The sequence below is a fragment of the Microbacterium aquimaris genome (assembly GCF_039531285.1).
GTDB lineage: Bacteria > Actinomycetota > Actinomycetes > Actinomycetales > Microbacteriaceae > Microbacterium > Microbacterium aquimaris.
In genome coordinates this window covers 731521-744341 of sequence record NZ_BAAAPT010000002.1, presented here as the reverse complement: position 1 = coordinate 744341, position 12821 = coordinate 731521, and the positions used below count along the sequence as shown (strand labels likewise).

Here is a 12821-nt window from a genome sequence, read left to right as displayed (position 1 = left end):
CCCACGTACAGCGCCGGGCCGAGCTCGCGCACGAACGTCTCGGCGTCACCGGGGGCGGCTCCCAACGAGGCCGCGAACGGGGCGAGACCCTCCGCGGGCAGTCCGCGCTCGAGGGCGGCGATCAATCGCGCGTGCCACGGCTCGTCGGCGTCGACGACGGCGACCGGGTCGAGACCGAACTGCACCGCGGTGGGGGTGCGCCACAAGGGCGGATGACGGGGGTCGAGTCGCAACGGCATGCGCCGATCCTCGCCGACCTGTGCCCGTCCGGGGGGTCGTTGTCCACAGCCCCACCTTCCGGCGGTCCGGGGGTGGGTCTGTGGAGGAGAGGTCAGACCGGTCGCGAGTCCCCCGGGGGTTCCTCGTCGTCGCGCCCGTTTCCGGCATCCGGGTCGCCGTCGGCCTCCGCCTCCGCAAGCAGCTGGGCGAGAGCGTCGTCCATCTCGTCGGCCGTGGGGGCTTCGCCGCGGGCGCGTGCTTCGAGTCGGGCGACGAGGCCCGCCGGGTCGTCGATGTCCTCCGCGGCCGGCATGAGGTCGGGGTAGTCCCACAGCGCGTCGCGCGCGGAGGTGCCGACGGCGTCGGTGACCGCGCGCCACATCGCGGCGGCCTCGCGCATCCGTCGCGGGCGAAGCTCCAGGCCGACCAGCGAGTTCAGTGCCTGCTCGGCGGGGCCGCCCACGGCCCGTCGCCGCCGCACCGCCTCTGCGATGCGTCCGGCCGAGGGCAGTCGGGTCAGCGCGTCCTCGGTGACCACCTCGACCCAACCCTCGATCGTGGCCAGCAGGTTCTCCAGGCGCGCGAGGGCGGCGTTCTGGGCGTCGGTGCGCTGCGGCAGCAGCGCACCGCTTTCCAGCGCGGAGCGGAGCTCGTCGGGTTCGGACGGGTCGAAACGGGACGCCAGCTCCTCCAGCGCCTCGGTGTCGACATGGACGCCCCGGGCGAAGTCGGTCACCTGTGAGATCACGTGCAACCGAAGCCATCGGGCGTGACGGAACAGACGTGCATGGGCCAGTTCGCGCGTGGCGATGTACAGCGCGAGCTGGTCGTCGGGAACCTCGAGGCCTTCGCCGAAGGCGGCGAAGTTCTGGGGGAGGACCGCCGCCTGGCCGGAGGGCATCAGCGGGATGCCCACATCGCCGCCGCTGACGACCTCCTTCGACAGGTTTCCCACCACGGCTCCCAGTTGCGTGGCGAACAGCGATCCACCGATCGTGCGCATCAGCTTGCCGGCACCCTGGACCATCTCCCGCATGTCCTCGGGGGTCTGCTCCTGGAGTGCCCGGGTGAGGGCGTCGGCGATGCTCGTGGCCACGGGGGCGGCCAGTTCCTGCCACACCGGCAGGGTCGCCTCGACCCATCCACCGCGGGTGATCGCCCGAGGGGCCTCGGCCAGTTGCGAGATGGTCGTCGCCTCGCTCAGCCACAGCCCGGCGAGCGTGTACGCCTGGTCGAGGTCGGTGCGTTGCCCGGCGGTGACGCCGCGGTCGTCCTGGTTGGCGATGTGCAGAGCCTGGCGGCGGGCGGCCTCCCACGAGATCGGCTCGTCGCCGCCCGAGGTGAACGCGTCCTGGAGGTGGCGCATGACCGTCTGCATCATCGCCGGGTCGATGTTCATGCCGGCCATCTTCGACAGCTGCTCGGGGTCGACCCCGGCCGCGCCGCCGCCGAACAGCTGCTTGAGCAGTTCCTGGAACTCCTCTTCGGGGGTCCGGTCGTCGTCCTGTGCCACTTCAGCCGCCTTTCAGACAGGTCTGCGGGTGATGGTTCTAGGCTAGTCAGCCGGATCATCGCACTCCCCGGCCGGGACCCGATCGCCTTACGCCGGTCGCGAACGACCAGCACGGAAAGGCCCCCCTTGGCTCTGTTCGACGAGAACGTCACCCTCACCCCCGCCCCGCGACGCCGCGTCGCCCGTCGCACCATCGTGGGCATCTGGGCCCTGGTGATCGCCCTCGTCGCACTGTTGGTGCTGACCTTCCTGCCGACCGCGTACGTGATCCAGCAGCCGGGGCCGGTCTACAACACGCTCGGCACCGCCGAGACCGCCGAAGGAGAGGAGGTCCCGCTCATCAGCGTCGAGGGTGCTCAGACCTACCCGACCGACGGGGCGTTGGATCTGCTGACGGTGCAGGTGGTGGGCAACCGCGAGCGCACGCCGTCGTGGTTCGAACTCGCCCTGGCGTGGATGGACTCCAGCCGCGCGGTGCTGCCGATCGAGTCGGTCTTCCCCGAGGGGGTCACCACCGAGGAGCGCAGTGAGCAGAGTGCGGCGCTCATGGTGGACTCGCAGCAGGAGGCCACGGCCGCGGCGTTGATCGAGCTCGGCTACGACGTGGACCCCGAGTTGACCGTCGTGGAAGTCGGGGAGGACGCCGCTGCAGCCGGCATCATTCAGGCCGGCGACGTGGTGGTGGCCGCCGACGGCCAGGAGCTCATGGATGTCGCGCAACTGCGAGACATCGTCGCGGCCGCGCAGGGGGATCCGGTGGCCCTGACCGTACGTCGTGACGGCGAGGAGGTCGTCGAGACGGTCACGCCCGAGGCGGTCGACACCGACGGCGAGACCTCGTGGCTGCTGGGCATCGTGCTGTCGACGACATTCGACTTCCCGATCGATGTGACCATCCAGCTCAACAACGTCGGTGGTCCGAGCGCCGGGATGATGTTCGCGCTCGGGATCATCGACACCCTGACGGAGGGTGAGCTCAACGGCGGGGAGATCGTCGCGGGGACGGGAACGATCACCGCCGAGGGCACCGTGGGCCCCATCGGCGGGATCCGGCAGAAGATGTACGGTGCGGTGGACGCCGACGCCGAGTGGTTCCTCGCGCCCGATGCCAACTGTGACGAGGTCGTGGGTCACATCCCCGACGGGTTGCAGGTGTTCGCCGTCGAGGACCTCGACGACGCGCTGACCGTCCTCGACGCGGTGAGTACCGGCGCCGACACCTCGGCGCTGCCGACCTGCGACTGATTCCGCTGTCAGCGGACGCAGGTCACTCTGCGGTCACGGCGCGCTGGGAGTCCCCTTGAATACCGTCGTCGACCGGGCTCGGGCGTTCGCGGTCGCGCCTAGGATGGACGGGTGACCACGACCTCAGCGCCGAACCCGGCCACGCCATCCCGATCCCGCCGCATCATCGGCATCACCCTCGCGATCATCGCCGCGCTCGTCGTGGCCTTCTTCATCTTCGCGGGGCTCTACGCAGACTGGCTGTGGTTCGCGCAGCTGGGTTTCGAGGAGGTGCTGATCACACAGTGGGTGGCGCGCACCGTGATGTTCGTCGTCGGGTTCCTCGGCATGGCGATCCCGGTCTGGGTCACCATCCAACTGGCATACCGGACCCGACCGGTCTACGCCCGGTTGAGCTCCCAGCTGGATCGCTACCAAGAGGTCGTGGAGCCGTTGCGTCGCCTGGCGATGTGGGGCATCCCGGTCTTCTTCGGATTCTTCGCCGGCTTCGCCGCGTCGGCGCAGTGGGAGACGACGTGGCTGTGGTTCAACGGTGTCGCCACCAGCACGGTCGACCCCGAGTTCGGCCTCGACACCGGGTTCTACCTGTTCGCGCTGCCGTTCTACACGACCCTCGTCGGGTACGTCTCGGCCGTGCTGCTGATCTGCCTGCTGGTGACCGGACTGGTTTCCTACCTGTACGGCTCGGTGCGGGTGGGACAGCGTGAGCTGCGCATCTCGAAGTCCGCGCGCATCATGATCGCCGTCCTCGCCGGTCTCTACCTGCTGGTGCAGGGCGTGAGTCTCTACCTCGACCGGTACGCCACGCTCGTCGAGCCCGGTGAACGCATCACGGGCCCGGGCTACGTCGGCGTCAACGCCACCATCCCCGGACTGACCATCCTCGCGATCGTCGCGGCGATCGTGGCGATCCTCTTCTTCGTCACCGCCGTCATCGGCCGCTGGCGCTTCCCCCTCATCGGTACCGCGTTGCTGGTCGTCTCGGCGATCGTCGTCGGGGTCGGCATCCCGTGGGTCGTCAACACCTTCCAGGTGCAGCCGAATCAGCTGGCCCTGGAGCGCGAGTTCTATCAGCGCAACGTCGACATGACCAAGGAGGCCTACGGCATCGACACGGTCGAGAAGACCCAGTTCCAGGCCGAGACCACCGCCGAGGCGGGTCAGCTGCGCGACGACGCCGCCACCACCGCCCAGATCCGCATCATGGACCCGAGCATCATCGGGCCCACGATCCGTCAGCTCGAGCAGTACCGTGCGTTCTACCAGTTCCAGGACCCGCTGGATGTGGACCGCTACGAGATCGACGGCGTCTCGCAGGACACGATCATGTCCATCCGCGAGTTGAACATCGACCAGCTGGGTGCGGCGACCTCGTGGGAGAACACGACGCTGACCTACACGCACGGCTACGGTCTGGTCGCAGCCGCCGGAAACGAGCGCACCACCGACGGCGACCCGGTCTTCCTCGAGCGTGGAATCCCCGCGCAGGGCTTCCTGTCCGACCAGGAGGACTACCAGCCGCGTGTCTACTTCGGCGAGTACTCGCCGACGTACTCGATCGTGGGCGCCCCCGAGGGGTCGGACCCGATCGAGCTGGACTACCCGACAGGCGAGGACGGTGCGTCCGAGACCCGCACGACGTTCGAGGGCGACGGTGGACCGAGCGTCGGCAACGCCTTCAACCGCCTCATCTACGCGATGAAGTTCCAGGCCGAGCAGATCCTGTTCTCGGACGCCATCAATGAGGAATCCCAGATCCTCTACGATCGCGACCCGTCGGTGCGCGTCCAGAAGGTGGCGCCGTACCTCGAGCTCGACAGCGATCCGTACCCGAGCGTCGTCGACGGCCGGATCGTCTGGATCATCGACGGGTACACCCTGAGTGCGAACTACCCGTACTCCTCGACGGTGAGCCTGTCGTCGGCGATCTCGGACTCGACCAACCCCGCGCCGCGCTTCGCGCTGGATGACATCAACTACATCCGCAACTCCGTCAAGGCGACCGTGGACGCGTACGACGGCTCGGTGACGCTGTACGCGTGGGACGAGGAGGACCCGCTGCTGCAGGCCTGGCAGAAGGTCTACCCCTCCAACCTCCAGTCGTACGAGGACATGTCCGCCGAGCTGATGGCGCACGTGCGGTACCCGACCGATCTGTTCAAGGTGCAGCGCGCGATGTTGCAGGTCTACCACGTCGACACCGCGCAGTCCTTCTACCAGCGTGACAACGCGTGGGCGACCCCGGAGGACCCCCAGAGCGACGCCGAACTGCAGCCGCCGTACTACCTGACGATGCAGATGCCCGATCAGGACGAGCCGTCGTACTCGATGTTCACGACGTTCATCCCGTCATCGGAGGGCGGCGCGAGCCGCAACGTGCTGATGGGCTATCTCGCGGTCGACTCGAACGCCGGTTCCGAGGAGGGCGTCATCGGCGAGGGCTACGGCACGCTGAGGCTGCTGGAGATCTCGGCGGACACGACGGTCCCGGGCCCGGGACAGGTGCAGAACACCTTCGATTCCGACACGCAGGTCTCTTCGCAGATCAACCTGCTGAGACAGGGGCAGTCGGAAGTCCTCAACGGGAACCTGCTCACCCTGCCGGTCGGTGGCGGTCTGCTCTACGTGCAGCCCGTGTTCGTGCAGGCCTCGCAGGGCACGCAGCTACCGCAATTGCGGAAGGTCCTGGTCGCCTTCGGTGACGACATCGCCTTCGAGGACACCCTGGATGAGGCGCTGGACGCCCTGTTCGGCGGAGACTCGGGCGCGAGCGCCGGTGACGGCGACGTCGATCCCGACGACATCCCGACACCGGACCCCACGGACACCGGTGACACCGATGACACGGGCGACACCGGGGAATCCACCCCGACGCTCGAGTACGAGGCGGCCCTCGTCGAGGCCCAGCAGGCCATGCTCGACCGCGACGCGGCGTTGCAGGCCGGAGACTGGACGGCATACGGCGAGGCGGACGAGCGGCTGACCGCCGCGGTCGAGCGCCTCATCGAGCTCGGCGGCGAGTGAGCCGGCGCGACTGACGGACGAAGGGCGACGGGGGCGAATCCCCGTCGCCCTTCGTCGTGCCCGGCGTCGGAGGGCCCCCCGGAGCCGCGCCGCGGGTCACGCGGTGAGGAGGGCGTACCAGATCAGCAGCAGGGTGGTGAGGAACCCGGCGAGCTGGTTGATCCAGAGGAACCGGCCCCAGCCACGTGTGGCGGTGTCGGCGGTCTGGTCGGTGATGTTCCGGAACGGCCATACGGTCACGAGGTAGGGCACGGCGATGAGCGAGCCCAGCGGCCCGGGCCACGCGGTGCCGAGCATCAGCAGGCCGGATGCGGCGTAACACACGAGGGCGAAGCGTACCGTCCACCGTGCGCCCCGCGCGGTGGCGATCGAGGCGATGTCGGCGTCGCGGTCGGCGACCACGTCCTGCACGGCGCCGAACGCGTGCGAGGCGACCCCCCACAGGGCGAAGGCGGCGATGACCGCCCCGAGTTGCCAGGTCCACGTGGCCCCGGCCAGGACCAGGCCGTAGACGGCGGGGGAGAAGAAGTGGATGCTGCTGGTCATCGAGTCGGCGAAGGGTCGTTCCTTCAGCCGCAGTGGCGGGGCGCTGTAGAAGACGACGAAGAACATGCTCGCCGCCAGGACCAGGGACGCGAGCCACGAACCGACCGCGACCAGGTAGACGAGGAAGGGAAGGCAGGACAGCCCGGCCGCCCACACGGTGATGCGGTGCAGGCGGCGGTCGAGGACGGCACCGTGCGCGCCTCCCTTGCGTGGGTTGCGCAGATCGGACTCGTAGTCGAAGACGTCGTTGATCCCGTACATGGCGAGGTTGTAGGGGATGAGGAAGAAGACGGTCCCGAGGATCAGGGTGAGGTCGATCTGCCGGGTGGTGAGCAGGTAGGCGGCGGCGAACGGGTAGGCGGTGTTGATCCAGCTCACCGGCCGGGAGGAGACGAACAGTTGTGTGAGCACGGCGGCGGGGCGAAGCGGCGCGGGGGTGGTCATGCGGAGGCCTCCGGGGTGCGTCGGACGGCGCGGGATTCGAGGATCGTCCACACGGCGGGGACGAGGAAGGCCGCGCACAGCGGGTAGGAGAAGTCTTCCAGGGGCGCCAGCCCGAGGCGGAGTCCGCTGAGGTGCTCGTCGGGATAGGTGAACAGGCCGGCTCCGATCATGACGTTGTCGAACACCGCGGTGAGCAGGCAAAGGACGACGGCCGCGAGAGCGGACGCGGCCATCCGGGCCCCGAATCGGGGGAGCCGGAGGGTGGCGAGGGTGACTGTGAGGGTGAGCAGCGCGAACGGCACCACGATGAGGGCGTACGTCATGTCCTCTCCGCCCCGTCGGAGTCTGCCACCGGACGGGTGCGACCCTCGATCACGCGCATCGCCGCACGCCAGCACACGAGAGACAGGTAGCTGAGGAACACGAGGAACACGAGCTCCTCCAGGGGGAGGTGCGGGGCGAGGTCGATGCCGAGGTACAGCGGGCTGTCCCCCTGGACGAACACCCCGGCGGAGATGCCGATGAGGTCCCACGCGAGGAAGAAGGCGGTTCCGGCGGCGGTGGCGGCCAGTGTCCGCGCGGGATGGCGGGCCAGGGCCAACCCGAAGCGGGCATCCAGCAGGACGATCCCGGTGAGGGAGAGCAGGATCGCGCCGAGATAGACCCCCGGCACCCCTACAGCTCCACCGAGGCGGGCTCGGCCAACGGCCCGGCTGTGCGGTCGCCGCGGAGGCGTTTGAGGACGAGCTCTGCGGAGATGAGGCACATCGGCAGCCCGATGCCGGGCAGCGCGGAGGTCCCCGCGTACGCGAGGTTCTCCACGCGGCGGGACATGTTGCGCGGGCGGAACATCGCGCTCTGTCCGAGCGTGTGGGCGAGGCCCAGCGAGTTGCCCCGCCACGAGTTGAGGTCGGTGGCGAAGTCGCCCGGCGAGATGGTGCGTCTGACCACGATGCGCCCGGCGAGGTCGGGGATCCCCGCCCAGGACCCGATCTGCTCGATCACCCGGTCGGCTGCCGCTTCGACGCGCGGGTCTCCGTCGCCCTCGGTGCCCCCGTGGCCCAGCGAGGGGTCTGCGGGGATCGGGACGAGCACGAAGAGGTTCTCGTGACCGGGAGGGGCGACGGTGGCGTCGGTGGCGCTGGGGCGGCAGACGTAGACGGACGCCGGATCGGGGATGCGGGGACGGTCACCGAAGATGTCGTCGAAGTTCCGGTGCCAATCGTCCGTGAACAGGAGGGTGTGGTGCGAGAGCTCGGGGACCTCCCCTTCGACGCCGAGGAGGAGGAGCAACGCCCCCGGGCTGGGCGTGCGCTTGTCCCACCACGACTGGGGATAGCTCTGCAGCCGCTCGGGCAGCAGCGTCGTCTCGGTGTGGTGCAGGTCGGCGGTGGAGACGACGAGGTCGGCGGTGAGGTCGCTTCCGTCTTCCAGCCGCACGCCGGTGGCGCGCGCCTGGTCGGTCGTGATCGAGGTCACCGGTGTCCCGGTGCGCACGGCGACCCCGCGCGCACGGGCGAGACGTTCGATCGCCGAGATGACGGTCGTGAACCCGCCACGCGGGTAGAGCACCCCCTCGTCGAGGTCGAGGTGGCTCATGAGGTGGTAGAGGCTCGGTACGCCGTAGGGTGAGCCGCCCAGGAAGACGGCGGGGTAGCCGAGGATCTGGCGCAGCATCGGGTCCGTGAAGCGCTTCTCCACGTGGCTCGACAGGGACCTCGTCAGCAACGGTGCGAGCTGGGGCACCCGCCGCAGCAGGGCGGGGTCGCGCAGGCCCGCCGTGGTCTCGTACGTGTCGTAGAGGAAGCGACTGACGGCCAGGTCGTAGGCGTCACCCGCGGAATCGAGGTAGGCCGCCAGGCGATTCCCCGCGCCGGGCTCGATGGTTTCGAACAGCGCGGTCGCGGCCTCCCGCCCGGAGCGCACGTCGATGGGGGGCGTTCCGGGAGGACCGTACACGCGGTATGCGGGATCCAGGGGGACGAGGTCGAGCTCGGCCTCGGCGGTGGTGCCCAGCAGGCGGAAGAAGTGGTCGAAGACCTCGGGCATGAGGTACCAGCTGGGGCCGGTGTCGAAACGGAAGCCGTCCTGCTCCCATGACCCGGCGCGACCGCCCAGTTCCTCCCGACCCTCGACGAGGGTGACCTCGTGGCCCTCCTCGGCGAGCAGGGCGGCGGTGGCCAGCCCCGCGATGCCCCCGCCGATGACGATCGTGCGCGTGCTCATGACGTTCGAGCTCCTCTCGGTGCGAACCCCAGCCATGCGCGGGCGGCGAGCCCGGCCTTCACGGGGTCGGGGACGCGGACGCGGACGCGGGCGGTGTCGCCCTCCCGCCGCAGTCGCGTGGACAGTTCGGCGAACAGGTCGTGGGCGGCGGTGACGGCGCGGCGGCAGTCGGCAGGGAGCCTGGGCACCACGGCGGCGGCCGCCGCGAGGTCGCCGTCGATGCGGTCGAGCACGTCGCCACGGTCGACGGAGCCGTTCTCGATGCCGAGGTAGTCGCGCCCGAGCGCGTCTTCGTCGAAGTCGAGGTCCCGCAGGAAATTGACGTCCTGGAAGGCGGCGCCCAGGCGCCGCGCCCCCTCGACGAGTTCGGCCGGCGCCGGCGCGGTGCCGGGCCGCCCGGCGTTGACGAACACCTGCAGGCACATGAGCCCGACGACCTCCGCGGAGCCGTAGACGTAGGCGTCGTGCGAGGCGGCGTCGTGCTCGTGGGTGGTGATGTCCACGCGCATCGACTGGAAGAACGGTTCGATGAGGTTGGGTCCGATGCCGCATTCACGGGCGGTGCGGGCGAATGCATGGACGATCAGGTTGGAGCTGAAGCTGCTCTCGATCGCGGCGTAGGTCTCCCTCTCGAGGTCGTCGAGCACGCGGCGCTGCGCCGTCGTGTCCAGACCGGCGTCCTCCCCGGGGCCGTCGACGATCTCGTCGGCGACACGCACGAGCGCGTAGATGTTCCGTACGTGCGGGCGCGGCCTCGGTCCGAGCAGGCGGCAGGCCAGGGCGAAGGACGTGGAGTAGCGGGAGATCACCGCAGCGGCGGCCGCCTCGGCGGTCCGGTGGTACAGGGCGAGGCCGGTGGGGGCGCCGCTCACGGGATGCGCTCCTTGACCTGTTCGGCGAGGTCGCCCAGGAGGTGCTCGGCGGCCGTCGGCAGGGCCGGGTCGCCGGCCTGCCGCAGCGCATCGGCGAGCGTGTCGTCGATGACCGAGCGGAGCCGTTGCGGCGCGCCGCTGCGTTCGAGGAGGCGCTGGGCCTGCCGGACCGCGACCGGACCGGTGTGCGCGAGCGCGACGGCGGCGTCGACCCGTGCCCAGTCGGCGCTTTCGCGCGCATACGCGATCAGCGGGGTGCGTTTGGCTTCGCGCAGGTCCACCCCCTCGTCCTTGCCGGCTGCGGCGGCGGTGCCGAAGGCGCCGATGAGGTCGTCGACGAGTTGGAACGCCAGACCGATCCGACCGCCCGCGGAGCCGAGGCGTTCCACGGCTGACGGCGGTGCGCCCGCCAGGAGCGCCCCGGCGCGCAGCGGGGCGGAGAAGGAGTAGACGGCGGTCTTGTTGTAGGCGGCCGCGAAGATGGATGCGCTGTCGGCGACGTCGGCGGCCACCGCGTTGCCCACGTCCGCCAGCTCCCCGCCCGCGGAGACGTAGACCGCGTCGTCGAACTGGTCCAGCAGGGCGCGTCGCACGGGTTCCGCGGCGGGGGAGAGGGCGATGATGCGCTGTGCCTCGTGCAGGAGCAGGTCACCGGCGAGGATACCGGCGGCGTCGCCGAGGAGTGTCGCGCCGGCGCCATCGGCCCCGGTGTCGAGCGCCCGCTCGCGGAACTCTCCGCCGATGTTGGGGATCCCGCGTCGGACGGTGTCGTGATCGATGACGTCGTCGTGCGCGACGAAGGCGGTGTGCAGGAGTTCGAAGGCGGCGGCCACGTCGTACACCCCGAGCGCACCGGCGTCGCCACCTCCGAAGGCTCGGAAAGACGCGACGACCAGTGCGGGCCGGAACCGTTTGCCGCCGTCCGCGGCCCGCTCGATGGCCGACCCGAGGGCCGCCATCTCGCCGCCGATCGCGGTGGCCCGGGACTTCACGCGGGCAAGACTGCGCGCGATCGCCTCGTCGGTGGCCGCGCGGGCATCGGTGTCGATCATCGGCGCCTCCCCACATTGCTAGTTTGCCTAGCAATACCGCTCGAGACCGATGCTACCCGCCTGTGCGGGCCGTGTCCACGCGTGGAAAACAACCCCCGAATGGGGTATGCAGAAGGCCCGGATCCGTGTGGATCCGGGCCTTCGTCCGTTGCGGGGACAGGATTTGAACCTGCGACCTCTGGGTTATGAGCCCAGCGAGCTACCGAACTGCTCCACCCCGCGGCACAAGAGATGAGCCTAGCACGGGGTTTTCGGGGTGTCGAATCGTGCTCGGACATCCGCCGTGCCGTTGCCCCCGAAGCCGTCGGTGATGAGGATGGCGTCATGGTCGATCACTCCGCCTCCGAGCTCTCCGACGATCGGCGTGAGGGCCGGGACGAGACACCGTACGAGCGCGCGGACCGGAACTGGAACGAGATGCTCCAGGAGCTGAGGGTGTTGCAGACCGGTGCGCAGATCCTCGCCGGGTTCCTGCTCGCGCTGGCCTTCCAACCGGCCTTCGACGACCTCGACGGCGGCCAGCGGGTGCTCTACCTCTCGCTCGTCGTGCTGGCCGGGGTCACCTCGATCACAGCGCTCGCGCCGGTGGCGATGCACCGTCTGCTGTTCCGACAGCGCGTGAAGGTCGAGGTCGTCTCGCTCAGTCATGCGGCGGTGGTCGTCGCCCTCGGACTGGTGGCCGTGCTGGTGGTGGGGGTGGTGGCTTTCGTGTTCGACGTCGTGCTGGGCGGGACCGCTGCGTGGATCATCCTGGCCGCCCTGGGTACGCTCGTGATCGTGGCGTGGATCGTCGCCCCGTTCGTGCTCCGCACGCGTCGGCGCGTCGGAAAGGGGAGCTCATGACCGTCGCCGTCGCCGTCGCGCAGTTCGCGCCCGTCGCCGACACCGAGCGAAACATCGCGGAGATCGGTGAGCTGGTCGCGGTCGCCGCGGACCGTGGCGCCCGTGTGGTCGTCCTCCCGGAGTACTCGAGCTACTTCATCGACCCCTTCGACGCGTCGTTGCGCGCGAACGCCCAACCCGTCGACGGGCCGTTCACGGCGGCGTTGCGCGAGATCGCCACCGCCCACGGTGTGACCGTCGTCGCCGGGTTGCTCGAGACGGGGGAGGGCGAACGTGTGCGCAACACCGTCGTCGCCGTCGACGAAACCGGGGTGCTCGCCTCCTACCGGAAGCTGCACCTCTACGACGCGTTCGGCCAGCGTGAGTCGGACTGGGTCGAACCCGGTGAGATCGTCCGGCCCCCGGTGTTCGCCGTCGACGGGCTGCGGCTGGGCATCATGACCTGCTACGACTTGCGCTTCCCGGAGGTCACGCGCCTGCTCGCCGATGCCGGGGCGGAGGCGGTCCTCGTCGCGGCCGAGTGGGTGCGCGGTCCGTTGAAGGAGCACCACTGGCGCACCCTGCTCCACGCGCGCGCGATCGAGAACACCGTGTTCGTCGTCGCATCCGACCACCCGCCGCCCCTCGGTGTGGGTCATTCGATGGTGGTGGACCCGCAGGGTGTGGAGGTCGCCGCCGTCGGCACCGGTACCGGAGTCGCCGTCGCGCACCTCGACCCGGAGGCGATCTCACGCGTGCGGCGGGTGAACCCCGCGCTGGCGCTTCGCCGATTCGGTGTCGTGCCCCGGGACTGACGCCTCACTCGCGGCCCGGAGCCCGTTCCGCCGTGCCGCGGGC

11 protein-coding genes and 1 tRNA gene are annotated in these 12821 nt (G+C 69.9%); 4 read left to right on the top strand and 8 right to left on the bottom strand.

All coding sequences use genetic code 11. The features are described 5' to 3' along the window. Positions 1–331: 331 nt before the first annotated feature. Positions 332–1732, bottom strand: a complete 1401-nt coding sequence (locus ABD204_RS13160) for a zinc-dependent metalloprotease (RefSeq protein ID WP_194424452.1) — start codon at positions 1730–1732, stop codon at positions 332–334. A gap of 126 nt (positions 1733–1858) precedes the next feature. Here ABD204_RS13160 and ABD204_RS13155 point away from each other — a divergent pair, with 126 nt between their 5' ends. Next, complete coding sequence (locus ABD204_RS13155) at positions 1859–2977, top strand: YlbL family protein (protein WP_194424453.1); 1119 nt, start codon at positions 1859–1861, stop codon at positions 2975–2977. Between the two features lie 111 nt (positions 2978–3088). After that, complete coding sequence (locus tag ABD204_RS13150) at positions 3089–6001, top strand: UPF0182 family membrane protein (RefSeq protein ID WP_194424454.1); 2913 nt, start codon at positions 3089–3091, stop codon at positions 5999–6001. A 96-nt stretch (positions 6002–6097) separates the two neighbouring features. On the opposite strand, the gene ABD204_RS13145 is transcribed toward ABD204_RS13150, so the two are convergent. The 7 genes from ABD204_RS13145 to ABD204_RS13115 all read right to left on the bottom strand — a co-directional run bounded on the left by ABD204_RS13145 (position 6098) and on the right by ABD204_RS13115 (position 11363). Further along, a complete protein-coding gene (locus ABD204_RS13145; protein ID WP_194424455.1) occupies positions 6098–6991 on the bottom strand; it encodes a prenyltransferase in 894 nt (297 codons plus the stop codon). Then, a complete protein-coding gene (locus ABD204_RS13140; protein WP_194424456.1) occupies positions 6988–7314 on the bottom strand; it encodes a lycopene cyclase domain-containing protein in 327 nt (108 codons plus the stop codon). Before ABD204_RS13140 ends, ABD204_RS13145 begins: the two co-directional genes overlap by 4 nt. Beyond that, positions 7311–7664 (bottom strand): lycopene cyclase domain-containing protein, encoded by a 354-nt coding sequence (locus ABD204_RS13135; RefSeq protein ID WP_194424457.1) that lies wholly within the window; start codon positions 7662–7664, stop codon positions 7311–7313. The genes ABD204_RS13140 and ABD204_RS13135 overlap by 4 nt, the downstream gene beginning before the upstream one ends. Before the next feature lie 2 nt (positions 7665–7666). Then, on the bottom strand, positions 7667–9217 hold the full coding sequence (gene crtI / locus ABD204_RS13130) for a phytoene desaturase family protein (protein WP_194424458.1): 1551 nt from the start codon (positions 9215–9217) through the stop codon (positions 7667–7669). Then, entirely contained in the window at positions 9214–10089 is an 876-nt protein-coding gene (locus ABD204_RS13125; protein ID WP_194424459.1) for a phytoene/squalene synthase family protein, read from the bottom strand. Before ABD204_RS13125 ends, crtI begins: the two co-directional genes overlap by 4 nt. Then, entirely contained in the window at positions 10086–11141 is a 1056-nt protein-coding gene (locus ABD204_RS13120; RefSeq protein ID WP_194424460.1) for a polyprenyl synthetase family protein, read from the bottom strand. The genes ABD204_RS13125 and ABD204_RS13120 overlap by 4 nt, the downstream gene beginning before the upstream one ends. Positions 11142–11289: 148 nt before the next feature. Further along, positions 11290–11363: transfer RNA gene (locus ABD204_RS13115), tRNA-Met, on the bottom strand. A gap of 102 nt (positions 11364–11465) precedes the next feature. On the opposite strand from ABD204_RS13115, the gene ABD204_RS13110 reads away from it, so the two are divergent. After that, entirely contained in the window at positions 11466–11984 is a 519-nt protein-coding gene (locus ABD204_RS13110; protein ID WP_194424461.1) for a DUF6328 family protein, read from the top strand. Continuing rightward, positions 11981–12778, top strand: coding sequence for a carbon-nitrogen hydrolase family protein (locus ABD204_RS13105; protein WP_194424462.1), 798 nt, complete (start codon positions 11981–11983; stop codon positions 12776–12778). Before ABD204_RS13110 ends, ABD204_RS13105 begins: the two co-directional genes overlap by 4 nt. Positions 12779–12821 lie beyond the last annotated feature (43 nt).

Bases quoted from the DNA above. Each gene is read 5' to 3' on its own strand.
- crtI (WP_194424458.1), bottom strand. From the start codon at position 9,217: ATGAGCACGCGCACGATCGTCATCGGCGGGGGCATCGCGGGGCTGGCC.
- ABD204_RS13105 (WP_194424462.1), top strand. From the start codon at position 11,981: ATGACCGTCGCCGTCGCCGTCGCGCAGTTCGCGCCCGTCGCCGACACC.
- ABD204_RS13110 (WP_194424461.1), top strand. From the start codon at position 11,466: ATGGTCGATCACTCCGCCTCCGAGCTCTCCGACGATCGGCGTGAGGGC.
- ABD204_RS13120 (WP_194424460.1), bottom strand. From the start codon at position 11,141: ATGATCGACACCGATGCCCGCGCGGCCACCGACGAGGCGATCGCGCGC.
- ABD204_RS13145 (WP_194424455.1), bottom strand. From the start codon at position 6,991: ATGACCACCCCCGCGCCGCTTCGCCCCGCCGCCGTGCTCACACAACTG.
- ABD204_RS13140 (WP_194424456.1), bottom strand. From the start codon at position 7,314: ATGACGTACGCCCTCATCGTGGTGCCGTTCGCGCTGCTCACCCTCACA.